This window comes from Streptomyces gobitricini, from assembly GCF_039532985.1.
GTDB lineage: Bacteria > Actinomycetota > Actinomycetes > Streptomycetales > Streptomycetaceae > Streptomyces > Streptomyces gobitricini.
On record NZ_BAAASR010000049.1, the window covers coordinates 209,247 to 232,189 of the forward strand.

The 22,943-nt window shown below is 73.0% G+C and carries 19 protein-coding genes; 6 read left to right on the forward strand and 13 right to left on the reverse strand.

What is annotated here, in order from left to right; translation table 11 throughout:
- Window position 1 precedes the first annotated feature (1 nt).
- Window positions 2–2,353 carry a polysaccharide lyase 8 family protein gene (locus ABD347_RS29350; RefSeq protein WP_425575791.1) on the reverse strand — a complete coding sequence of 784 codons (2,352 nt, stop codon included), beginning with the start codon at window positions 2,351–2,353 and terminating at the stop codon, window positions 2–4.
- Window positions 2,354–2,465: 112 nt separating this feature from the next.
- Window positions 2,466–4,874, reverse strand: coding sequence for a polysaccharide lyase 8 family protein (locus ABD347_RS29355; RefSeq protein ID WP_344366864.1), 2,409 nt, complete (start codon window positions 4,872–4,874; stop codon window positions 2,466–2,468).
- A gap of 394 nt (window positions 4,875–5,268) precedes the next feature.
- Between ABD347_RS29355 and ABD347_RS29360 the strand changes: the two genes are divergently transcribed.
- Window positions 5,269–6,525, forward strand: a complete 1,257-nt coding sequence (locus ABD347_RS29360) for a glycoside hydrolase family 64 protein (RefSeq protein WP_344366865.1) — start codon at window positions 5,269–5,271, stop codon at window positions 6,523–6,525.
- Window positions 6,526–6,756: 231 nt separating this feature from the next.
- On the opposite strand, the gene ABD347_RS29365 is transcribed toward ABD347_RS29360, so the two are convergent.
- On the reverse strand, window positions 6,757–7,269 hold the full coding sequence (locus tag ABD347_RS29365) for a hypothetical protein (protein WP_344366866.1): 513 nt from the start codon (window positions 7,267–7,269) through the stop codon (window positions 6,757–6,759).
- 209 nt (window positions 7,270–7,478) lie between these two features.
- Here ABD347_RS29365 and ABD347_RS29370 point away from each other — a divergent pair, with 209 nt between their 5' ends.
- Complete coding sequence (locus ABD347_RS29370) at window positions 7,479–8,081, forward strand: YceI family protein (RefSeq protein WP_344366867.1); 603 nt, start codon at window positions 7,479–7,481, stop codon at window positions 8,079–8,081.
- Here the strand turns inward: ABD347_RS29370 and ABD347_RS29375 are convergent.
- The 3 genes from ABD347_RS29375 to ABD347_RS29385 all read right to left on the reverse strand — a co-directional run bounded on the left by ABD347_RS29375 (window position 8,065) and on the right by ABD347_RS29385 (window position 11,112).
- A complete protein-coding gene (locus ABD347_RS29375) occupies window positions 8,065–8,838 on the reverse strand; it encodes a class I SAM-dependent methyltransferase (protein ID WP_344366868.1) in 774 nt (257 codons plus the stop codon). The two genes, ABD347_RS29370 and ABD347_RS29375, sit on opposite strands and share 17 nt — an antisense overlap.
- Window positions 8,839–8,958: 120 nt before the next feature.
- The gene (locus ABD347_RS29380) at window positions 8,959–9,819 is read right to left on the reverse strand and encodes a D-alanyl-D-alanine carboxypeptidase family protein (RefSeq protein ID WP_425575792.1); all 861 of its coding nucleotides are present in this window, start codon (window positions 9,817–9,819) and stop codon (window positions 8,959–8,961) included.
- Window positions 9,820–9,972: 153 nt separating this feature from the next.
- Window positions 9,973–11,112 (reverse strand): acyltransferase family protein, encoded by a 1,140-nt coding sequence (locus ABD347_RS29385; RefSeq protein ID WP_344366870.1) that lies wholly within the window; start codon window positions 11,110–11,112, stop codon window positions 9,973–9,975.
- 87 nt (window positions 11,113–11,199) lie between these two features.
- Between ABD347_RS29385 and ABD347_RS29390 the strand changes: the two genes are divergently transcribed.
- A complete protein-coding gene (locus tag ABD347_RS29390; protein WP_344366872.1) occupies window positions 11,200–11,946 on the forward strand; it encodes a transglutaminase domain-containing protein in 747 nt (248 codons plus the stop codon).
- 435 nt (window positions 11,947–12,381) lie between these two features.
- On the opposite strand, the gene ABD347_RS29395 is transcribed toward ABD347_RS29390, so the two are convergent.
- Window positions 12,382–13,725: a hypothetical protein gene (locus ABD347_RS29395; RefSeq protein ID WP_344366873.1), complete on the reverse strand. Its 1,344-nt coding sequence runs from the start codon at window positions 13,723–13,725 to the stop codon at window positions 12,382–12,384.
- 83 nt (window positions 13,726–13,808) lie between these two features.
- Here ABD347_RS29395 and ABD347_RS29400 point away from each other — a divergent pair, with 83 nt between their 5' ends.
- From ABD347_RS29400 to ABD347_RS29410, 3 genes are read left to right on the forward strand one after another with little or no spacing between them, the layout of a single operon-like run.
- Window positions 13,809–14,615 carry an alpha/beta fold hydrolase gene (locus ABD347_RS29400; protein ID WP_344366875.1) on the forward strand — a complete coding sequence of 269 codons (807 nt, stop codon included), beginning with the start codon at window positions 13,809–13,811 and terminating at the stop codon, window positions 14,613–14,615.
- Entirely contained in the window at window positions 14,612–15,898 is a 1,287-nt protein-coding gene (locus ABD347_RS29405; protein ID WP_344366877.1) for a PP2C family protein-serine/threonine phosphatase, read from the forward strand. The genes ABD347_RS29400 and ABD347_RS29405 overlap by 4 nt, the downstream gene beginning before the upstream one ends.
- Window positions 15,892–16,227, forward strand: coding sequence for an STAS domain-containing protein (locus ABD347_RS29410; protein WP_344366879.1), 336 nt, complete (start codon window positions 15,892–15,894; stop codon window positions 16,225–16,227). The genes ABD347_RS29405 and ABD347_RS29410 overlap by 7 nt, the downstream gene beginning before the upstream one ends.
- A gap of 55 nt (window positions 16,228–16,282) precedes the next feature.
- Here ABD347_RS29410 and cimA read toward each other — a convergent pair whose 3' ends face one another.
- The 6 genes from cimA to ureA form a co-directional block, all read right to left on the reverse strand.
- The gene (gene cimA / locus ABD347_RS29415) at window positions 16,283–17,917 is read right to left on the reverse strand and encodes a citramalate synthase (RefSeq protein ID WP_344366881.1); all 1,635 of its coding nucleotides are present in this window, start codon (window positions 17,915–17,917) and stop codon (window positions 16,283–16,285) included.
- A 281-nt stretch (window positions 17,918–18,198) separates the two neighbouring features.
- The gene (locus tag ABD347_RS29420; protein WP_344366883.1) at window positions 18,199–18,831 is read right to left on the reverse strand and encodes a TetR/AcrR family transcriptional regulator; all 633 of its coding nucleotides are present in this window, start codon (window positions 18,829–18,831) and stop codon (window positions 18,199–18,201) included.
- Window positions 18,828–19,325 carry a hypothetical protein gene (locus tag ABD347_RS29425; protein ID WP_344366884.1) on the reverse strand — a complete coding sequence of 166 codons (498 nt, stop codon included), beginning with the start codon at window positions 19,323–19,325 and terminating at the stop codon, window positions 18,828–18,830. Before ABD347_RS29425 ends, ABD347_RS29420 begins: the two co-directional genes overlap by 4 nt.
- Before the next feature lie 115 nt (window positions 19,326–19,440).
- Window positions 19,441–20,457, reverse strand: coding sequence for an agmatine deiminase family protein (locus tag ABD347_RS29430; RefSeq protein WP_344366886.1), 1,017 nt, complete (start codon window positions 20,455–20,457; stop codon window positions 19,441–19,443).
- 13 nt (window positions 20,458–20,470) lie between these two features.
- Window positions 20,471–22,153 (reverse strand): urease subunit alpha, encoded by a 1,683-nt coding sequence (locus ABD347_RS29435; protein WP_344366888.1) that lies wholly within the window; start codon window positions 22,151–22,153, stop codon window positions 20,471–20,473.
- The gene (gene ureA, locus ABD347_RS29440) at window positions 22,153–22,842 is read right to left on the reverse strand and encodes an urease subunit gamma (protein ID WP_344366890.1); all 690 of its coding nucleotides are present in this window, start codon (window positions 22,840–22,842) and stop codon (window positions 22,153–22,155) included. The genes ABD347_RS29435 and ureA overlap by 1 nt, the downstream gene beginning before the upstream one ends.
- Window positions 22,843–22,943: the final 101 nt, after the last annotated feature.

A 22,943-nucleotide genomic window follows, 5' to 3' on the forward strand; every position in this document is an offset into this window, starting at 1 on the left:
GTCAGATGCCGACCGTGCAGCCGTGTCCGGCGCACGCGGTACCGGGGGTGACGCGAAGCCGGAGCGCGCGGCCCGTCCCGAGGACCTCCACGGAGGGGTCGTGCGCGACCACGTGCCGCACCGGGTGGTGCCAGGTGATCTCCAGGGGCCGTCCGGTGCGCGGCGGCTCGCTGACGCGGACCGTCACCGTGCGCCCCTTCGCGCGGACGAGGAGACTCGCCGGCGCGTCGGTGGTGAGGGGCCCCACCGTACCGGGCCGCCAGAAGTTGGCGGCGGTCAGGCCCAGCGAGGGCACGGTGACGGCCTGGCGGTCGACGGTGTTGTCGAGGATCTCCAGCCAGCGGGGGTCGTACGCGCGGGCCGCGACGGTCCGGCGGGGAGCTCCCGGCATGAGGAGGTAGGCGTACGAGGCGTCCGCCGGGTCCGTGCCGTGGTCGAGCCAGAGGGTCTGGTACCGGCGGGTGCGGCGCTCGGTGGTGGACGTGGTGTTGATGTCCCGCCAGGCGCCGGTCCGGTCCTCCCGCAGGGTGCGCAGGTCCTCCGTACCGCCGGGGAACACCCACCCCCCGTGCCCCTCCAGGTGTGCCCAGCGCGCTCCCGGACCGGTGGTGAACCGCCCCTCGCCCGCCTCCCCCAGGTTCCGGTTGTCGACGACGGTCTCGACGGGGACCCCGTCGGCGCAACCGATGCCCGCGCCGAGGCAGATGACCGTGTCGGCGGCGCAGAACCAGGACTTGCGCGCCTCCAGGGTGGAGCCGAGGCCCTTCAGGTGCTGCCCGACGGCGGCGAACTCGCCGTCCGTCACTCCCCCGACCCACGCCACGGCCGGCTTCGGGACGCCCCACTCCCCGCCCGCCCGGTCGGGCAGCCGCCTGGTCGACACGGTCGTGCCGGGCAGCCGGTAGGGGTCGACGGTCGGCCAGAACCAGTCGGTGTACTGGGCGTCGGCGCGGGGGCCGGGGCCCCACCAGTAGAGCATTCCGGCGCCGGTGTGCCAGCCGCGCGGGTTCTCGCCGTTGCCGCACTCGTAGTGGGCGATCCGCTCCGACGCCATGGCGATGTTGGCGGCCCACCCGGGGCGGCGGTGCACGGCCCGGTCCATGGCGGCGAACAGCGTGTGGCCGACCGGTTCGGGCGCGGCCGGCACGGGCGAGGCGGCCACGGCGTGGAGCCGGGCGAGGTCGGCGACGCCGAACTGGGGAGCGGTGAGGACCGGGCTCACGGTGTCCCGCTCGATCCAGCCCTTCACGCGCGCGTGCCACCGGTCGCGCTCGGCGGCCGAGGCGCCGCCGGCGAGGAGCGCGATGGCGGCGATGATCCCCTGGCCGTGGAAGTGGTCGCCGCGCAGGGTGCCGTGCGGGTCGTTGCGCAGGATGCCCCGGCTGATGGCGCGGCCGTTGACGCTGTCCATCATCAGGCCGTTGTGGAGGAGGGGCGCGTAGGCGTGTTCGACGCTGTCGAGGACGGTCTGCCGGCCGGGGTCGGTGACGGCCCAGGGTGACCCGGCGAGCAGGGCGAAGAGCCGCCCCAGTCCGTCGAGGAGGACCTGCCCGTACGTACCGGAGTACGCGACCCAGGTGTGCTGGACGAACGAGCCGTCGGCGTAGAGCCCGTCGCCCTTGGTGACGTACGGGAAGACCGGTGACAGGGCGTCCCGCGCGAGTGCGAGTTTCGCGGGGTTCCGCCCGAGGACGCCGCGCAGGGCGACGGAGCGGCACAGGTCGACGCGGTTGGCGCCGGTGGACGTGCCGCTGTAGTCGCCGAGCATGGCGTCGGGGACGAAGTGGTCGACGGCGGCGCAGGCGGCCTCGACACGGGCGGGGCCGACGGAGTCGTACAGGGTGGCGACGATGTCCATGAGGAGGCGGGGGGTGCCGATCTGCCACTCCCACCAGTTGCCGTAGCGGGTGGTGGAGGGGTTGTAGACCCGCTCGGAGAGGTGGTCGAGGCCGCGCAGCACGTCGGCCAGGAGGCCGGGGTCCCCGGTGTGGCCGGTGCCTTGCTGGGCGTACGCCTGGGTCATGGTCCACAGACGGTGGTGGCTCTGGGTGATGCCGGAGGGCGGGTCGAAGGCGTACCCGGGCCACAGGGAGGTGGCGGTGGGGGCCATGGAGGCGCGGTGGCGGGCGGCGAGGTCGCCGGTCCGGGCCAGACGGGAGGCGTACGGTTCGGCGGCCGGGTCGTAGCCGGTGCCGAGCTGGAGGTCGAGCCAGCGGAGCCGCAGCGTCTCGAAGTCGTCGCGGGCGGTCGATGCCTGTGCGGGCACGGCGAGTCCCAGGGCCGCGGTGGAGGTGGCGGCGAGGAAGGCGCGGCGGGACCAGGCGGATGCTGTCGGCGGGGTGGGTGAGGTCAGCGGGGTAGGTTGAGTCGGTGGCGTCGGTGGCGTCGGTGGGTTCGGTGACGTCGGTGACACGGAGAACCTCCCGGAGGCTCGGCGACGGCAGGCCTTGCAGTAGACATGACACTCAGGGGAGCCGTACCACCGCCTTGTGGACCGCACCCAGGGTGCCCGGCGTGACGCGCAGCTTCAGCGCAGACCCGGTCGCCGTCACCTGTACGGAGGGGTCGGCGGCCAGCACGGAGGACACCGGACGGCTCCACGTCAGCTCGATGGCGGCGCCGTCCCGCAGGGGCCCGGAGACACAGACGGTGGCCGTGCCGCCGCTCTCGCGGATCATCACGCTCGCGGGCACCGAGACGGTCACCGCGCCGACCGTGCCGCCGAACCAGAAGTTCACCCCCGTCAGGCCCAGGGACGGGACGCGCACGCCCTGCTGATCGGCCGTGTTGGCGAGGACGGTGAGCCAGCCGGTGTCGGCGGCCCGCGCGGAGGTCCGCGCGGCGCTCGCGCCCGGCATCAGGACGTACGCGTACGTGGCCCACGTCGGATCGGTGCCGTGGTCGAACCACAGGGTCAGGTACCGGCGAGTGACCGGATCGCTCGCGGCGCCCCTGTTGATGTCCGACCAGGCGCCCGTCCGGGCCTGCCGCAGCGCCTTGACGGTGGCCCCGCCCGGGAAGACGTACCCGGCGTGCCCCGCCAGGTGCGCCCACCGCGCGCCGGCCAGCGTGGCGCTCCAGCCGGGCGTGACCGGCTGGGGCGCGCCGTCGACGGTGAAGGCGTGCACACCGGACGCGCCCAGGTTGCGGTTGTCGACGACCGACTCGACGCCCGTACCGTCGCGGCCGTGGATACCGGCACCGAGGCAGACCACGGCGTCGTCCAGGAAGAACCAGGACTTCTTGGCCAGCAGCGTGGAGGACAGCCCCCTCAGGTACTGGCCGACCGCCGCGTACGTCCCGTCCGTCGCCCCGCCGACCCACCGCACATCGGGCCGCGCCGCGCCCCACGCCCCGCCCTCGCCGTCCGCGAGCGCCTTGCTCGAGGCGGTGGTGCCCGGCAGCCGGTAGGGGTCGACGGTCGGCCAGAAGGAGTCGCTGTACTGGCCGTTGGCGAAGTCGCCGCCCCACCAGTAGAGCATTCCGGAGCCGCTGTGCCAGGCGCGGAGGTTCTCGCCGTTGCCGTTCTCGTAGTACGTGATCCGTTTCGACGCCATGGACAGGGCGGCCGCCCAGCCCGGACGGCGGTGGACGGCCCGGTCCATGCCGGGGAAGAGGCGGTGGCCGACCGGTTCGGCGAGCGCCGGGGAGGCGCCGTCGGCGACGGCCTTGAGACGGGCGAGAGCGGCGACGCCCAGGGCCGGGCTGCTGAGGACCGGGCTGTAGTGGTCACGGGCGATCCAGCCCTTGACCATGCCGTCCCAGCGGGCCTTCTCGGCGGCGGACGCGCTCCGCGCGAGCAGCGCGACGCAGGCGATGATCCCGTGTCCGCGCAGGTGGTCGTCCTGGCGGATCCCGCGTGTGTCCGCCTTCTGTACGCCCCGGCTGACGGCCCGCCCCGAAACGCCGTCCATGGCCAGGCCGTTGAGGACGAAGGGGGCGTACGCCTTCTCCACCGAGTCGAGCACGATCTGCCGGCCGCTGTCCGTGACCTCCCACGGCGACCCTTTGAGCAGGGCGAACAGCAGCGACAGGCCGCCGAGCATCACGGCGCCGTACGACCCCGCGTAGGGGACGTGGCGGTGCTGGATGAAGCTGCCGTCGGCGTGGAGCCCGTCGCCGGACGTGACGTACGGGAAGACGGGCGAGAGCGCGTCACGGGCGAGGGCGAGCTTGGCGGGACTCCTGCCGATGACGCCCCGGAGGGCGAGGACGCGGCACAGGTCGACGCGGTTGGCCCCGGTGGAGGTGCCGGTGTAGCTCGCGACCGCGCTGTCGGGGACGAAGTGGTCGACGGCGGCGCAGTGGTCGGCGACGCGGGTGGCGCCGAGGTGGTCGTACAGCAGGACGTCGATGTCGAGGAGGGCCTGCGGGATGCCGATCTGCCAGTTGTACCAGTTGCCGTAGCGGGCCCTGGAGGCGTTGTACGCCTGGCCGTGGAGGTGGTCGAGGCCGGTGAGGATCCCGGTGCGCAGGGCGGTGTCGCCGGTGAGTCCGGTGCCGGGCTGGGCGTACGCCTCGGCCATGGTGCGCAGCCGGTGGTAGCTGGTGCCGAGGTTGCCGGAGTAGGTGTACGACTCCGCGTCCGTGTCGGGGTCGGGGTCGGCGTAGGGAAGGTCCGGCCACAGGGAGCCGCCCGTGGGGGCCATCGTGGCGCGGAGGTCCCGGGCGGTGGCGCCGAGGGCGGCGAGCTTGGCGGCGTACGGCTCGGTGGTGGGGCTGAAGCCGGTGCCGAGCAGCAGGTCGCGCCAGGTGAGGCGGAGGGTGTCGTAGGCGTCGGCCGTGGTGGCGTGGGCGGGTGGCGCCGGCGCCGACAGGGCGAGCGCGGAAACGGCGGCGACGAGGACCGTGCGGCGGGAGGGGGGAGGAGGCATGGCGGAAGGACCTCCGGGGGAACCGGGGCGGGTCGGGGAGACCGGCCCCACAGGGGTGAGCGGTTTGTCTCACAAGAACGCGCAAACAGTCAATGAATCGCACACGGCCACCGCGAGTTGATCGTTCGATCACGCGCCGGGGTCGCTCGGTGGCCACCAGGAGGTGGTGGTCCGGCCGGAGACGGTGAACCGGGTGTCCACCTCGAGGGTGCCCAGCAGGCCGGGGAAGGCGAACGCGCAACGGCCACCCGGTCGGTCCAAGTCCCGCCCGCAGCAACCAAGTTATGGAGGAAAACAAAAATTGAGAGCGCTCTCAGCCGCATCCCTTGACGCCCCTTCCGAGTGACGCGAGAGTGGGCGGCACCCACCCCCCACCCCCCTCAGGAGTACGTACATGGCGTCCCACGCGTCCTCCCGCCCCCTCTCCCTCCACCCCCTCTCCCGCCGCGCCCTGCTCACCGGAACGGTGGCCGTCGCAGCGGGCACCGCCCTCGGCCCGCGCGGCGGCACACCGGCCTCCGCCGCGCCCGCGACCTGCGAACTCGCCCTGGAGAACCGCTCGCTGCCCGGCACCGTCCGCGCCTACGTCACCGGCCGCGAGCAGGGCACCGGCCGCTGGGTGCTGCTGCGCCCGGGCGGCGGCGTCTACCGCCCCGAGTCCCCCGCCGCCCCGCTCACCCCACTGCCGGTCGACTGCGCGATACCCCTGCGCCCGGCGGGTGCCGGCCCGGTCGTGCTGACGCTTCCTCAGATGTACGGCGCCCGGGTGTACTTCGTCCGCGACCACAGGCTCGACTTCTTCCTCAACCCCGGCCCCGCCCTCGTCGAGCCGGCCTTCGCCACGCCCTCCGACCCCAACTACGGCCGCGTCTGGTCCTTCGCCGAGTTCACGTTCAACCCGCAGCAGCTGTACGCCAACATCAGCTACGTCGACCTGGTGACCGCCCTTCCCATCGGCCTGACTCTCACCGGTGACGCCACCCACACCGTCGCCCCGCTGCCGGCCGGCGCCCTCCAGCGCATCGCGGACGGGCTCGTCGCCCAGACCGCACGGGACGGCCGGCCGTGGGACAAGCTGGTCATCCGCGCCTCGGACGGCTCGGTCCTCCGGGTGATCTCCCCGCAGAACCTCATGGCGCCGTTCTTCGACCGCCCGGACCAGATGCCGCTTCGCGACGCCTTCACCGGCTACATCGACCGCGTGTGGCAGAAGTACCGCACCACCGACCTGCGCATCGATCTCCAGGGCGGGCGCGGGGTGCGCGTGGGCCGGGTGAGCGGGGACGTCCTGACCTTCACGGGTGGCCACAGTTTCACCCGCCCCACCTCCAGGGACGTCTTCACCTGCAACCACGGGCCGTTCGCCAACAACCCCGGCGACTCCGACGACCGCAAGGCGCTGCTCGCCCGCCTGTCGGCCGGCTTCAACCGTACGACTCTGCTCACCCACCCCGACCAGCCGAACGGACCGGCCCCCTCGGACTACTACCGCGACCCGTCAACCAACCACTACGCGCGGGTGGTCCACGCCAACGCCCCGATCGGGTACGCCTTCCCCTACGACGACGTCCGCCCGGACGGCCGGCCGGACGTCTCGGGCGCCGCACACGACGGCAACCCGCGCCGCTTCACGGTGTCGGTGGGGTCGTAGTCCCGGCCACCGCCCCCGCCCGGCGGAGGGGAACACGAAGGAGGACGGCTTCCGCGGCATCCACGGCTTCCGCGGCTTCGCGCAAGGTGTTCCCCGCCGTCGGCGGCCGGGCTCCCGGCCGGCGCAGATCCGCGCGGAGGCGGGTGAAGAGATCGGTGCCGTGGCGGTGGCGCACGGCGCGTGGATCGAGTTCGACGTCGATCCGGGCGGCGGCGAAAGCCCTCGCGACGGTCAGCAACCGCCGCAGTTGTAGTACGTCACGTCCCAGTGGTTGCCCTCGTCGGCGTAGACGTTGCCGGAACCGGACCTCCGCTGGGGGGCGCCGTCGCCCGGGCGGGTGCCGATGCAGGTGAACGTGTTCTTGATGTAGTTCCCGACGCAGGTGTACTTGCTGTAGTCGAGTTTGTAGCCGTTCCCGTGCGAGTACGTGCCCCCGGCGTGGCCGGTCTCGGTGCCTCCGGTGATGTTGAGGGCACAGCCGCTGGCGCTCTTCAGCGTCTGGGCGCCCTTCGCGGTGGCGAGGTTGAGCTGCTCGAACGACGTGCAGGTGGGGTTGTCGCGGTCGGAGCAGCCGCCGGACGACGACCAGGTGATGCCGGACGAGCGGAACATCGAGGCCGCGGTGGCGTGGCTGATCTTGGTGACCGCGTGGGCGTCGGTCGCACCGCCGACGACTCCGAAGCCGGGGGTGAAGAGCGCCCCGGTGACCAGGGTCAGGGCGGTGAGCACGGAGCGGTGCCGCATGGGTTCCTCCTGCGGATGCGGACGGGGGGCCGGCAACAGGCGGTGCGCGTGCGGGTGGCCGCAGGCAGATGCTGCCGGGGCCCCGGTCGCGTACGCCAGAGGGCGTCCGGGCACGGTTGGCCCGCCAGAGTGGTTGAAACTTGAACGGAATAGGTCTAGAGTCGAAGTCGTTGAAGGTTCAACCAAGCCGCACGAGGGAGTACGTCATCATGGGTTTCTTCAGCCGCAGCACCACCGCCACCGCGACGGCCACCGCCGTGGACCCGGCCCTGGCCGCCCTGACCGGGATGTACACCATCGACCCGTCGCACAGCGGCATCGGCTTCACCGCCCGCCACGCCATGGTCACCAACGTGCGGGGCGCCTTCACCGCGTACGAGGGCGCCCTGAACCTGGACGGCACCGACCCGGCGGCCTCCAGCGCCTCCATCGACGTCGAGATCGCGTCCATCGACACCGGCAACGCCGACCGCGACGGCCACCTGCGCGGCGCCGACTTCTTCGACGCCGAGCGGTTCCCGGCGATGACCTTCCGCTCCACGGGCGCCGAGGCGCTGGGTGGCACGGACTACCGCATCACCGGCGACCTGACCATCAAGGACGTCACCAAGCCGATCACCATCGACCTGGAGTTCAACGGCGCCGCCAAGGACCCCTTCGGCAACGAGCGCGTCGGCTTCGAGGGCAAGGCCGAGCTGCTCCGCTCCGAGTGGGGCCTGACCTGGAACGCCGCGCTGGAGACCGGCGGTGTCCTGGTCAGCGACAAGATCAAGCTGACGTTCGAGATCTCCGCGGTCAAGAACGACCGGTGACCGGCTTCCGGGCCTCGATGAGCGTCCGGCACGAGTGAGCGACAAAGGGACCTTCGGCCTCGATGAGGTCATGCAGGTCCCTCAGTCGTTCCCGGTACGCGTCCACCGTGAAGCCGGGTACGGTCCAGATCACCTTCCGCAGGAAGTAGACGACCGCGCCGATGTCGTGGAACTCCATCCGCAGCCGCTCCATGCGGACGTCCAGGATCTCCAGTCCGGCCGCCCGCGCCTCCGCCGTCTCCTCCTCGGGGTGCCGCTTGCGCCGGAGCTCGCCGGAGAGCGGCCCGAGGAAGAACTCGATCAGCTCGAAGACGGTCTCCGGACCGACGTGCTGCGCGAAGTACGTCCCGCCCGGCCGGAGCACCCGGGCGATCTCCGTCCACCACACCGTCGCCGGGTGACGGCTGGTGACCAGGTCGAACGCCCCGTCCGAGAACGGCAGCGGCGGCTCGTCCGGGTCCGCGACCACCACCACGCCGCGCGGGTGCAGCAGCGCGGTGGCCTTGGCGACGTTCGGCGGCCAGGACTCGGTGGCCACCATGGCCGGCGGGTACGTCGCCGCGCCCGCCAGCACCTCGCCGCCGCCCGTCTGGATGTCCAGGCCGGCGGACGCGCCGGCCAGCCGCTCGCCCATCAGTCGCTGGTAGCCCCACGAGGGGCGCTCCTCGGTCGCGCGGCCCTCCAGCCAGGAGAAGTCCCACCCGGAGACGTCGACCGCGTCGGCCTCGGCGACAAGTTCATCGAACGTTCGTGACATGACGTCACTCTACGAACTCGCACCACACCACCGTGCCAGAGCTCCGCCCGCCCGGTCGGTCGGCCCGCACACACGCACGCACACACGCGCCGGACCCGGTGCCCGGGGCTTCCGGGCGGCCTACTTCTTGAACCCGTGGTTCATCAGCCTGGTCGCGTCCGTGTTGCGGTTGGCCTCCGAGGAGGACGCCAGGACCGTGCCGATGACCGTCCTGCCGCCCCGGGTGGCGGCGAAGACCAGGCAGTACTTGGCCTCCGGGCCGGAACCGGTCTTGACCCCGAGGGCTCCCTGGTACGTGCCCAGCAGCTTGTTGGTGTTGGTCCACGCCATGTCGCGGTAGCCGCCGTTCTTCGTCGTGACCCTCTGCTTGGTCGACTTGGTCTTCACGACGGCGCTGAAGACCGGGTTCTTCATCGCCCGTGCCGCGAGCGTGGTCAGGTCGCGCGGTGTCGAGTAGTTCCTGCCGTTGCCGATGCCGTCGAACGAGTCGAAGTGGGTGTTCTTCAGGCCCATGCCGGTGGCCGCGGCGTTCATCTTGCCGACGAACGACTTGACGCGCGCGGCGCGCGTGGAGCCGCTGCCGTAGGTGTCGGCCAGGGCGTACGCGGCGTCGCACCCGGAGGGGAGCAGCAGCCCGTACAGCAGTTGCCGGACCGTCACCTTGTCGCCCACGATCAGCCGCGCCGACGAGGCGGTCTTCGCCACGATGTAGTCGCTGTAAGCCATCTGGACGGTGACCTTCCGGTCCAGGTCCAGGTTCTTCTGCGAGAGGACCACCTGAGCCGTCATGATCTTGGCCGTCGATCCGGTGGGCAGACGGCTGTCGGCCCCCTTCGCGAACAGGGCGGCCCCCGTACCGGCGTCCATCGCGAAGCCGCCCTTGGCGGTGATCGACGGTGGGCTCACCGGAGCCGCCTGCGCGGGCGCGGAGCCCGCCCCGACCGCCGACACGGCGCAGACGGTCGCGTACACCGCACCCAAACGGCTGATGTTCCTGCTGTTCAAAGTCGACACTCCCGTACGTGCAGCCGCGGCACCGCTGCCGGAGAAGACCGCTACCGGCAAGACACGCCGGCCGGCCCCGGGGATGCGCGCCAACGGCCCCAAGCAACCGAAAGAGTGAACGCCCGTGGCCTAGCGAGGGGTTCGGAGCCGGCCCGCCGCGATCGGCTCGGCCGCGACCCGTGGCCCCACTGCCCGCAGCCGCCGCTCCAGCGGGTGTTCGACCCACAGGTAGGCGGCCGCCGACAGGGTCAGGCTCGCGGCGAGGACCAGCAGCCAGACCAGCGCCGTGTCGATCAGGCCGACGGGCTTCCCGAAGTGGCCCAGCCACAGGCGGATCACGATCTCGTGGATCAGGTACCAGGCGTACGACCAGTGTCCGAGCCGTACCGAGCGCGTACCGCCGAGGCCGGTCGGCCGGCCGTCGAGGTCCGCCCGCGCCGCCGCGGCGACCAGCAGGGCGAAGAGCGGTGTGGCGAGCAACTGTGAGGCGGCGTACGGGCTGTACCAGAGGGCGTCCGGTACCGCCCACGACCAGGGCACCAGCGCCAGGTGCCAGCCGGCCACCAGTGCCACCGCGGTCCACAGCCCCGCCGGGGGCCGCCACCCGCGCGTCACCGCCAGGCCGGTCACCACGCCCAGCAGGAACTGTGCCGTCCGCGTCAGGGGCAGGTAGTCCAGCGCCCACGCGCGCGTGCCGCTGTCCGTGATCAGCGCGCCGCTCAGCCACACGAGCACGACGGCCACGCAGACCCCGCCCGCGATCCACCGCCGTCCGCGCGGGGAACGTACGGCGGGGAGCGCCATCAGCAGGGGGAAGGCCAGGTAGAACCACGCCTCGTCGCTGAGCGACCAGGCCGCCGGGTTGCCGCCCCGCAGGACGACGGGGTCCGGTATCCAGGCGTGGACCAGGAGCAGGGACGCGGCCACCGCCTTCCCCGACACCTCCTTGCCCAGCACGAGCCAGGCGCCCACGGACAGCACCGTGGTGGCGGCGAGCAGTGGCCAGATCCGGGCGAACCGGCGCCACAGGAAGACCCGCGCCGGTACGCGTTTCCCGTCGTACGTCCAGGCCAGCACGAACCCGGACAGGACGAAGAAGAACGTCACGCCGCTGCGCCCGTACCAGACCGCCTCACTGATGCCGGGCAGCTCCCCCGCCTGCCGGGACAGGTGGTAGAGCACCACCAGGAGGGCCGCCCAGAAGCGGAGTCCGGTGAGGGAGGGGAGCCGGTCCCTGCTGGTCAGGTCGGTGGAGAAGGGCGCGCGCATCCCGTGATTATGCGGTCCGGCCGTCCGGGCCCGGCGGGGGGCCCGGCCGGTGCCGATGCCCCCGGCCGGGTGCCGTAGCATCCGGCCATGACGAGCACCCTGCTGACGCCGTGGTGGAGGCGCAGGCCACCGGCGCCCGGGAACGGGGCCGAGGGGTCGGTGTCGGCGACCCGCGTCCTCGACTGGCACCACGCCGGGATCCAGCGGCTGCTGGCCGACGCGCGGTCCGCCGCGACCGGCGACGGGGAACGGGCGCTCCTGCTGTCGGCGCACCGCCTCATCGGTGAGCGCGTCCGCCCGGTCTACGCCATGAACGACACCCGGCCGGCCTCCCGCACCCTGGCCCGGGGCCGTGGTTCGTGCAGCCAGCGGCTGGCGGTCCTGGAGGCCGTGTCGCGCGCGGCCGGTGTTCCCACCCGCGTGCGCGGCCTGCTGGTCGACGGCTCGTTCTGGTACCCGCGCTTCCCGCGCCTGCGCCGCCTGGTGCCGGACGCGGTGGTCCTCGCGTGGCCCGAGTTCCGTGTCGGCGGCGCGTGGGTGAGCGTCTCCGAGCTGTACGCGCCCCTCGGCGTCCTCGCCGCCCGGAGCCCGGAGGGCTTCACCAACACCGGGTCGCGGACCCTCTTCGAGGCCCTGGCCTCGACCGCCGTGGACTGGGACGGCTCGGTGTGCGGCGCGGACAGCTGCCCGTCGTACGACCTCTCCGCCGTGGTCCGGCGGGATCTGGGGCGGTTCTCCTCCCGTGACGAGCTGTTCGCGGCGCACGGCCAGACCCTGTGCCTGCCCGCCCGGGTGGCCGGGGGCGCGGTGCTCGGCCGGCTGACACCGGCGTGAGGTGACCGGGGCCGCCCGGCCGGCGGCCGCCGCGCCGGGGGAAGACGTCCGTCACCCGCCCGGTGGACAGTGCCGTGTCACCGCGGACGGCCCGGCCGGCGGCCGGGCACTCCCGGACGCGGGCGGCGGGCGCGGCGCGCCCACCGGCTCCATCGCCGGTGGGCGCGGTTCGCCGGGCGCCCCCTGGGGCGCTCAGGTACTCGCGGGTGGCGACGCCCGGCACGGGCGCGCCTGCCCGGCCGGCGGCCGGCTCCCGCGGACGCGGTCGGCGCCATAAGGCGCCGTACGCCGACGTTGGCCGCCGTTCGCCGCGACGGCCCCCGCCCGCTCCGCCACCGCGCCCGCCGACCCGTCGCCCGGCGCCGTCCGTCCGGGCCGTCCGGGCCGTCCGACGCGGCCTGGTGACCCGGCGCCCCGGCACTCCGGCGCCCGGTCTCAGAACCCCCCACCGAAGTCGCCGCCGCCGAAGCCCCCGCCGCCACCGAAGTCGCCGCCGCCGAAGCCCCCGCCGCCGCCGAAGTCCGAGGCGTTGAAGTCGCCGCCCGAGAAGTCGCCGCCCTCGTACCCCGCGCCGCCGTACTCCGTCGCGTACGCCGGGGTGGCGAGCATGGAGCCCAGCATGGTGCCCACCAGCAGGCCGGGCAGGAGACCGCCGCCGTAGTAGCCGCCCGCCCACGGGCCGTACGCCGGCCCCGCCTCCCAGTAGGGGCGGCGGCCGTACCCGGTCTCCACCGTCCGGGTCATGGGGTCCTCGCCCTGCGCCAGCCGTGCGGCGTCCGCCGCGCAGACCGGCACCTCGCGTACCGCGCCGCCGGACGGCGCCCACGCCACCTCGGTGGCGGCCGGGCCGTGGCGCGGGTCGAAGAAGCAGGGCGCCCGCCGCTCGGGAAGCGGGCGGCCCTCGCGGCGGGCGGACAGGACGGCCAGCGCGTACCGGCCGTCCTCGATGGCCTCGGTCACGCCCCGCACGTCATGGGGGTGCCGGGCCTGGCCCATCAGGGACTTGGCCCTGTCGTACGAGTCGAGGGCGCGTTCGTAGTCGGCGCGCATCGCGTCGTCGGCGCCCTTCTCGGCGGGGTGGAAGTCGAGCCGGTCGAGTTCCTCGCCGTACGCGGTGATGTCCTCGTCGACGACGACCCGGAGCCTGTCCAGGGCTTCCTGCTCCTGCTCCTCCCGGAGGCGCCGGTTGCGGCGGCTGACGGTGAGGGCGGTCGCGCCGCCCGCGGCGGCCAGGGCGCCGATGGCGATCAGCCCGGCGACGGGGGCGCCTTCACCGGGGACTCCGGGCCAGGTGCCGGGGGCGTCACCGCGTACCTGCGGGAGGGCCTGGTCGACGAAGTTGTTCAGTTCGGTGGTGGCGTCCACGCCGGGCTGACGGACGGACTGGACGACGTTCTGCACGGCCTGGTTCGACATGACGGACCGGTCGGCGCCGGCGGCGAAGGCGTCGCCGAGGCGTACGCCGTACAGGCCGGTGATGCCGGTCTGGGTGCGCAGGTTCTGCAGCAGGCCTTCTCGCGGGAACTCCGCCGTGGCGGGCAGGACCGCCACGAAGACCGGTTTGTCGGCGTTTCTGATCCGGTCCGCCAGCGCGTCGGCCTCTGCCTTCGGCAGCTGGTCGGCGGCGTCGGGGTGGACGTACACCGGGCCCTGTTTCAGCGCCTCGGCCGCGTCCTGGAGCCCTGTGGCCCTCGCCCCCGCGCCGGGGGCCAGGGCCAGGAGCAGCAGCAGTGTCAGCCCCGCCAGGGCCGACAGGAGGGTGAACGGCCTGGTCCTCATACCATCGACGCTACCCCAAAAGAGTGTAAAGCGGGCATAACTGCGCGGAGGAATGGAACCGAGCCGAATGGGAGGATGCTCGCATGGACATCCGTCGGAGGAACAACGTTTCGGTGATCGGCCGCGAGGACGGCCCGGTTCTCGTACTGGCACATGGGTTCGGCTGCGACCAGAACCTGTGGCGCCTGGTGGCGCCCGCGCTGGCCGAGGACTTCCGCGTGGTGCTCTTCGACTACGTGGGCGCGGGCGGGTCGGACCTCACGGCATGGAGCGCCGAGCGGTACTCGACCCTCGACGGGTACGCCGAGGACGTCCTGGACGTCTGCCGCGAGCTCGGCCTGCACGACACCGTGTTCGTCGGCCACTCCGTGAGCGCGATGGCCGGGGTGCTGGCCGCGGCCAGGGAACCCGAGCGGTTCGGCAAGCTCGTCCTGCTGACCCCCTCCCCCTGCTACATCGACGACGACGGCTACCGGGGAGGGTTCAGCAAGGAGGACATCGACGAGCTGCTGGAGTCCCTGGACGCGAACTACCTGGGCTGGTCGGGCGCGATGGCTCCCATGATCATGGGGAACCCCGACCGCCCGGAGCTGGGCGAGGAGCTCACCAACGCCTTCTGCCGTACGGACCCGGCCATCGCCCGTGTCTTCGCCCGCACCACGTTCCTGAGCGACAGCAGGGACGACCTGGCCCGGGTGGCCGTGCCGACGCTGGTCGTGGAGTGCGCCGAGGACATGATCGCGCCCCGCGAGGTGGGCGCCTATGTGCACGCCGCCATCCCCGGCAGCCGCCTGGTCACCCTGGACGCCACGGGACACTGCCCCCAGCTCAGCGCGCCGGAGGCCACCGTGGAGGCGATCGTCTCCTTCGTCAGGGACGTGGAGCGATGAGCCCGGTGGAACCGGACCCGCCTCCCGAAGCCGCCGAGGGCCTCGCGGAGCAGGCCGCCGCGGTCGCCCCGCTGCTGGAGGACTCCGCCGAGGACCTGTACGAGAACGCGCCGTGCGGCTACCTGTCCACCTTGATGAACGGCACCCTCGCCAAGGTCAACGGCACCCTGCTGTCCTGGCTGGGGTACCGCCGGGAGGAGCTGGTCGGCCGCAGGCGTTTCGCCGACCTGCTGACGATCGGCGGCAAGCTCTACCACGAGACCCACTTCGCACCGCTGCTGCAGATGCAGGGCGAGGTCCACGGGATCGCCATGGAGCTGAAGGCGGCCGACGGTGCCCGGCTGCCCGTGCTGATCACCTCCGCCGTCAAGACCGACGCCGCCGGGGAACCCCTGCTGATCCGCACCACCGTCACCGACGCCCGCGACCGCCGCGCCTACGAGCAGGAGCTGCTGCGCGCCCGCCGCTCCGCCGAGGAGGCGCACCGGGAGGCGGAACGCAGCCGTGAGCACCTGCACGAGGTGGTCGCCGTCCTCCAGCGCAGCCTGCTGCCCCCGTCGCTCCCCCTCGTGCCCGGCCTGGACACCGCCGCCCATTACCACACCGCCTCCCCCGACCACCTGGGCGGCGACTTCTACGACCTGTTCTCGCTGGGCGGCGGGCGCTGGGCCTTCTGCCTCGGCGACGTGTGCGGCAAGGGACCCGAAGCCGCCGCCGTCACCTCACTGGCCCGCTACACCCTGCGGGCCGCGGCCATGAACGACGCCGACCCCGAGGCCGTGCTGCACACCCTCAACTCGGTCCTGTGCGAGCGGTACGCGGAGGCCGACCCCCGTTACTGCACGGTCGTCTTCGGGCTCCTCGAAGCCGCGGACCCGGCGGGCGCCGGGGTCGACATCACCCTCGCCGGCGGCGGGCACCCGCCCGCCCTGCTGCTGCGGGACAACGGCACCGCCGAGTACCTCCACACCCCCGGCGGCGTCCTCATCGGGATCCTGCCCAGTCCGCCCATCGCGGTCGTCCGCGCCCGGCTGGAGCCGGGGGACACGCTCGTGCTGTACACCGACGGCCTGACCGAGGCCCGCACCCCGGCCGGGCGGTACGGTGACGAGCAGCTCCTCGCCCACGCCTCCGCCCTGGCCCCCTCAGCCGCGGAACCCGCCGTCAAGGCCCTCACCGATCTGCTGGAGAGCTTCGGCAGCGGCCTCGACGACGACACCGCCATACTCGCCCTGGGCGTTCCCGCCCGCGCTGAAGAGAACTCGACATCCTCACCATGCTGAACACCACGACACGGCAGACCAGCGACGGCCCCGTGCTGGACATCCACGGGGACCTGGACTTCCACACGGTCCCCGCGTTCCGCAAGACCCTGGAGGGCCTGACCCTCACCCCCGGGCAGCGGCTCGAACTGAACCTGGCCGGCCTGCGGTTCTGCGACTCCAGCGGCATCACTGCCTTCCTCGTCGCCCGCAACGTCGCCGCCACTGCCGGGGCGGTCGTCGCCCTGACCGGGGTGCCGGAGACCACCTTCCGCGTCCTGCGCATCGTCGGACTCGACCAGGTCTTCGTCATCGAGCCGGCGGAGCGGGCCGAGGCGGACAGCGCCTGAGCGGACGCCGCCGCCCCGGCGCCGCCCGACCGGCCCGGCCGGCGCCCGGCGCGGCCTACTCGGCCGGATCGACGCCCGCGCGCAGGAGTCCGTAGGTGTACGCGTCCTCCAGGGCCTGCCAGGACGCGGCGATGACGTTCTCCCCCACGCCGACCGTCGCCCACTCGCCCTCGCCGTCGGACGTGGTGATCAGCACCCGGGTCGTGGACTGGGTGCCGTGCTTTCCCTCCAGGATGCGGACCTTGTAGTCCACCAGTTCCAGCTTCGCGAGCTGCGGGTAGATCCGCTCCAGGCCCGCCCGCATGGCCAGGTCGAGGGCGTTGACCGGGCCGTTGCCCTCGGCGGTCGCGACGATCCTCTCGCCCTTGGCCCACAGCTTGACGGTGGCCTCATTGGCGTGGGTGCCGTCGGGCCGGTCCTCGACGATCGCGCGCCACGACTCGGTGCGGAAGTAGCGGCGGGCGCGGCCCTCGACCTCGGTGCGGAGCAGCAGCTCGAAGGAGGCGTCGGCGGCCTCGTACGTGTACCCCTTGAGCTCCCGCTCCTTGACGCGCTCGACGACCCGGGAGACCAGGGCGCGGTCGCCGCCGAGATCGACGCCCAGTTCCTTGCCCTTGAGCTCGATGGAGGCGCGGCCGGCCATGTCGGAGACGAGCATCCGCATGGTGTTGCCGACGCGCTCGGGGTCGATGTGCTGGTACAGGTCGGGGTCGACCTTGATCGCGGAGGCGTGCAGGCCGGCCTTGTGCGCGAAGGCGGAGACACCGACGTACGGCTGGTGGGTGGAGGGGGTCAGGTTGACCACCTCGGCGATGGCGTGCGAGATGCGCGTCATCTCCTTCAGGGCCCCGTCGGGGAGCACCTTCTTGCCGTACTTGAGCTCCAGGGCGGCGACGACGGGGAAGAGGTTGGCGTTGCCGACGCGCTCGCCGTAGCCGTTGGCGGTGCACTGGACGTGGGTGGCGCCCGCGTCGACGGCGGCGAGGGTGTTGGCGACGGCGCAGCCGGTGTCGTCCTGGGCGTGGATGCCGAGGCGGGCCCCGGTGTCGGCGAGGACGGTGGCCACGACGGCCTGGACCTGGGCGGGGAGCATGCCGCCGTTGGTGTCGCACAGGATGACGACGTCGGCACCGGCCTCGGCGGCGGCGCGGACGACGGCCTTGGCGTACTCCGGGTTGGCCCGGTAGCCGTCGAAGAAGTGCTCGCAGTCGACGAAGACGCGCCGGCCCTGCTCGCGCAGGTGGGTCACGGTGTCGCGGACCATGGCGATGTTCTCGTCCAGCGTGGTGCGCAGCGCCAGCTCGACGTGGCGGTCGTGCGACTTGGCGACCAGTGTGATGACGGGGGCGCCGGAGTCGAGGAGCGCCTTGACCTGCGGGTCCTCGGCGGCGGTGGCGCCGGCGCGGCGGGTGGAGCCGAAGGCGACGAGCCGCGCGTTGCGGAAGCGGATCTCCTGCTTGGCGCGGGCGAAGAACTCGGTGTCGCGCGGGTTGGCGCCGGGCCAGCCGCCCTCGATGAAGCCGACGCCGAAGTCGTCCAGGTGCCGGGCGATGGTCAGCTTGTCCGCGACGGTGAGGTTGATGCCCTCACGCTGGGCCCCGTCCCGCAGCGTCGTGTCGAAGACGTGGAAGCTGTCGTCGACGGCGGCGGCGTCGGCGACGGTATGAAGACTGTCGGTCTCCGTGGTCATGACTGTGTTGGCTCCTGTCGGATGTGGCTCCGGAAGGCTGGCTCCACCTGCCCCCATTCTCGCGCGCCGCCGCCCCCGGCCGTGGTGGGGCCGGAAAACGAAAAGACCCCTCGCGGGTGCGAGAGGTCTGCGCGCGGGTCTGAGACACGGTGTCCACTGCCGCGGGGGGTTCTGCCGCGATTCAGTGGCCACTGCGGACCGGCGCGCTGCTGCCCATAATCATGGTGGTAGCAAGCACGCCGGCAGTCTGCCACAATTGGGAGCGCCGTCGGACCCGGGTCTCACGATGCGGGCGGCCCGGGGTCGGTGGCCGTCGGGGCGAGGGTGTCCTCGATGAACTCCCGTACGTGGGTGAGCACCGCCGCACGGCCCGTACCCGGTATGCCGACCGCCACGTGGACGCTGAAGCCGTCGAGCAGGGCGCGCAGGCGGGCCGCGAAGCGGTCGGGGTCCACGTGGCGCAGTTCGCCCCGCGAGATGCCCTCGGCGAGGAGGGCGACCAGGTCGCGGTGCCAGGCGCCCTCGATGGCGGCCTGGCGGGCGCGGGCGTCGGCGTCGGCGTTCTGCGAGCGGTTCCAGACCTCCAGCCAGAGCGTCCAGTGGGGGTCGCGCGGGCCGTCGGGCACGTACAGGTCGACGTACGCGCCGAGCCGCTCCCGCACCGGTGCCGGTCGTGACAGCAGCGCGCTGCGCTCGGCGCCGAGGCGGCCCTCGCTCCACTCCAGGGTCTGGAGCAGCAGCTCGTCCTTGGTGCGGAAGTAGTAGAGGAGGTGCCCGCTGCTCATCCCGACCTCACGGCCGAGCCCGGCCATGGTCAGCCCGTCGAGCCCGCGCTCGGCGATGGTGGCCATGGCGGCGGCGAGCAGTTCCTCCCTCGGCGGCGCGCTGTTGCGCCGCCGGGCGGCCGGGGTCATACGGCGGCTCCCGGGCGCACGGCGCCGGGGTCGAAGTGGATCTCGTACGGTCCGTAGCAGTCGCCGAAGTCGGTGGCGACCTCGGCGCCGCACCCGCAGACCCGGTTGACGCCGTTGTGCCCGGTGGGGCCGCAGCAGCCGCCGAGGCGGTCGGAGTCCGGGTGCGGGGCCAGCCCCACGACGTCGTCCGGGTGGAGCACGTAGGTGTTCCGGGGGCCGGCGGCGACGAGGAGCGCGCTCCCCTCGCTCATCCACGGCCCGCCCGGATAGGCCCCCTCGTACGTGTCCTCGTCCTGGTCCTCGCGGGGCACGAACGGGGCCCCGCTCGGCTCGGGGTCGACGGCGTACGTCCCGCGCGGCAGGGTGGCGGGCGCGTGCCGGCGGCCGTCGTCGCCCGGCGTTCCGTCGTAGCCGGGGCGTTCCGGGACCTCGGGCAGGAGCCGGACCGGCTCGGTCACACGTCGGCCGCACGCCACGCAGAGAAGTACGTTCACCCGTATGTTCTACCTGATCCGTCCTGTGCGCGGTCGCCGGTCGTCCAGCCGCGACGGCCGGGGTGCGGGGGTGGGGCCGGGCGGGCCGCCGCGCCCCCGGCCGCGTCGCGGGGCGTCAGACCTTCGGCTGCTGCTGGGTGATGCAGTGGATGCCGCCACCGCCGGCGAAGATCGTCCGCGCGTCGACCAGCGTGACCGTGCGGTCGGGGAAGAGGCGGCGGAAGATGCCCGCGGCGATCTCGTCGCGCGGGTCGTCGAAGGCGCACAGCACCACACCGCCGTTGCAGAGGTAGTGGTTGATGTAGGAGTAGTCGACCCACTCGCCGTCCTCTTGGAGGACCGTGGGGGCCGGGACCTCGACGACCTCCAGCCGGCGGCCCCTGGCGTCGGTCTGCTTGCGCAGCAGGTCGACGTTGGCCTTGCACAGTTCGTGGTCGGGGTGGGACGGGTCGGGCTGGGTGTGGGCGACCACGACACCGGGCCGGGCGAAGGCGGCGACGATGTCGACGTGGCCGCGTGTGCCGTACATGCCGTAGTCGCCGGTCAGGCCGCGGGGCAGCCAGATCGCCTTGGTGGTGCCGAGCCTGGCGTGGATCTCGGCCTCCACCTGCTCGCGCGTCCACTCCGGGTTGCGCTCGGGGCCGAGCTGGACGGTGTCGGTGAGCAGGACCGTGCCCTCGCCGTCGACGTGGATGGCGCCGCCCTCGTTGACCAGCGGGGAGCTGTGCACGGCAACTCCGGCGAGGTCCGCGACATGGCGGGCGATCTTCGAGTCGTGCTCCCAGCGCGCCCAGTCCGCCGCGCCCCAGCCGTTGAACACCCAGTCCACGGCGGCCAGTTCCCGGCCGTCGGTGACGAAGGTGGGGCCGATGTCGCGCATCCATGCGTCGTCCAGGTCCCGTTCGGCCAGGTCGATGTCCGGGCCGAGCAGTTCACGGGCGGAGTCCTGGTCGCCGGGGGCGTGGACGACGGTCACCGGCTCGAAGCGGCGTACGGCGCGGGCGACCGACGCCCATGCCTCGCGGGCCTCGCGCAGTTCGCCGTCGTTGGTGAAGGTCGGGTTCGGCCCCGGCCAGGCCATCCAGGTGCGCTCGTGCGGGGCCCATTCGGCGGGCATGCGGAAGGTCGTCATGGGGTGGGTGTCCTCAGAGGAAGTAGAGGCGGTTGAGGGAGACGGAGTCGGCCGGGTCGGAGCGGACCGGGTCGCCGTCGAGGGTGACGAGTCCGGTGCGGCCGTCGACCGCGACCTGGCCGATGCGCGAGTTGCGGAGCAGGTCTCCGGGGCCGATGCCGCGCGTGCCGCGCACGGCGACCCGGCGGCGGCGGGTGGGCATCAGGTCGTTGCCCGCCTGGGCGGCGGCGCCGGAGACGAACGCCACGGAGATGTCGGCGGCCGTCGCGCCGAACGCGCCGAACTGCGGTCCGAGGACGAGCGGTTCGCAGGTGTCGGTGGCGGCGTTCGGGTCGCCCACGACCCCGTAGGCGGGGAAGCCCGACTTGAGGACGAGCTGCGGCTTGGCACCGAAGAACTCGGGCCGCCACAGCACGATGTCGGCGAGCTTGCCGACCTCGATCGAGCCGACCTCGTGCGCGAGGCCGTGGGCGATCGCCGGGTTGATGGTCAGCTTGGCCATGTAGCGCAGGACGCGCGCGTTGTCGTCACCGTCCCCGTCGCCTTCCAGGGGGCCCAGCTCGGCCTTCATCTTCCCGGCCATGGCGAAGGTCCGGCGTACGGTCTCGCCGGCCCTTCCCATGCCCTGCGCGTCCGACGACGTGATACCGATCGCGCCGAGGTCGTGCAGGACGTCCTCCGCGCCCATCGTCCCGGCCCTGATCCGGTCGCGGGCCATGGCCGCGTCGCCGGGCAGGTCGGTCTTCAGGTCGTGTACGGAGACGATCATTCCGTAGTGCTCCGCGACCGCGTCCCTGCCGAAGGGGAGGGTGGGGTTGGTCGACGAGCCGATGACGTTGGGGACACCCGCCATCTTCAGCACGTTGGGGACGTGACCGCCGCCGCAGCCCTCGATGTGGAAGGCGTGGATGGTCCGGCCCTCCAGCACCTTGAGGGTGTCCTCCACCGACAGGCACTCGTTCAGGCCGTCGCTGTGGAGCGCGACCTGCACGTCGTACTCCTCGGCGACCCGCAGCGCGGTGTCGAGGGCGCGGGTGTGGGCGCCCATGTCCTCGTGGACCTTGAACCCGGAGGCCCCGCCCTCGGCGAGCGCCTCGATCAGCGGCGCGTCGTGGGAGGAGGAGCCGCGGCCGAGGAAGCCGATGTTGACCGGCCAGGCGTCGAAGGCGTTGAACGCGTGGCGCAGTGCCCAGGGCGAGTTGACGCCGACGCCCCACACCGGGCCGAACTCCTGGCCGATGATCGTGGTGACGCCGGAGGCGAGGGAGGCCTCCATGATGCGCGGCGACAGCAGGTGGACGTGGGTGTCGACCGCTCCGGCGGTGGCGATGAGGCCCTCGCCGGAGACGATGCTCGTCCCGGTGCCGACGACGACGTCGACGCCGTCGAGGGTGTCGGGGTTGCCGGCGCGGCCGATGGCGTGGACGCGGCCCTCGCGGATGCCGACGGACACCTTGCGGATGCCCTGGACGGCGTCGATCACCAGCACGTTGCTGATGACCACGTCGCAGGTCTCGCGGACGGCCGCCGCCTTGAGGTGCAGTCCGTCGCGGGCGGTCTTGCCGAAGCCGGCCAGGAACTCGTCGCCGGGCTTCTGGGCGTCCGACTCGACCCGGACCGTGAGGCCCGAGTCACCGAGGCGGACGCGGTCGCCCGCGCGGGGGCCGTGCACCGACGCGTACTCGTAGGGGTCCATCACGCGTGGTCCTCCGCTCCCAGGTAGCCGCAGGCCGCGGCCCTGCGCAGTGCTTCCGCCTTCGCGCCCGGCGCGTCCAGCGGGCCGTCGACCAGGCCCGCGAAGCCGATCGCGACGCGGGCGCCGCCGATCGGGACGAGACCCACCTCGGCCTCGCCGCCCGGGTCGAAACGCACGGACGAGCCGGCGGGCACGCACAGCCGCATGCCGTAGGCGGCGGCGCGGTCGAACCGCAGGCGCGGGTTGGCCTCGAAGAAGTGGAAGTGCGAGGTGACGCTGACCGGCACGGCGGCGGTGTTCCGCACGGTCAGCGTGGTGTCCGGCTCCTGCTCGGCGTACGCGGGTCCGGGCAGCAGCGCGCCGGGGGCGTCGCCTTCCCGGCCGGTGCCGCCGATGGGGTCGCCGACCACCGCGAGCCGGGAGCCGTCGTCGAAGACGGCCTCCACGTGGACCTCGGTCACGACGTCCGCGACGCCCGGCAGGACGTCGTCCGGGCCGAGGACCGAGCGGGCCTGTTCGATCGCCTCGGCGAGCCGCCGCCCGTCGCGGGCCGCCTCGCAGACGGTGTCCGCGATGAGGGCGGTCGCCTCGGGGACATTGAGCCTCAGGCCACGGGCCCGGCGGGCCCGGGCGAGCTCGGCGGCGCCGAAGATCAGCAGCCGGTCGCGTTCCGTGGGGGTCAGTCGCACGTCACCACACCTCCTGTTTGAGTATCACTCTAACCATAAGATTCCGGCGGCGAAAGGATTGACGTGACGAGCACACGTCCGTCACATTGAGCGTCACTCTA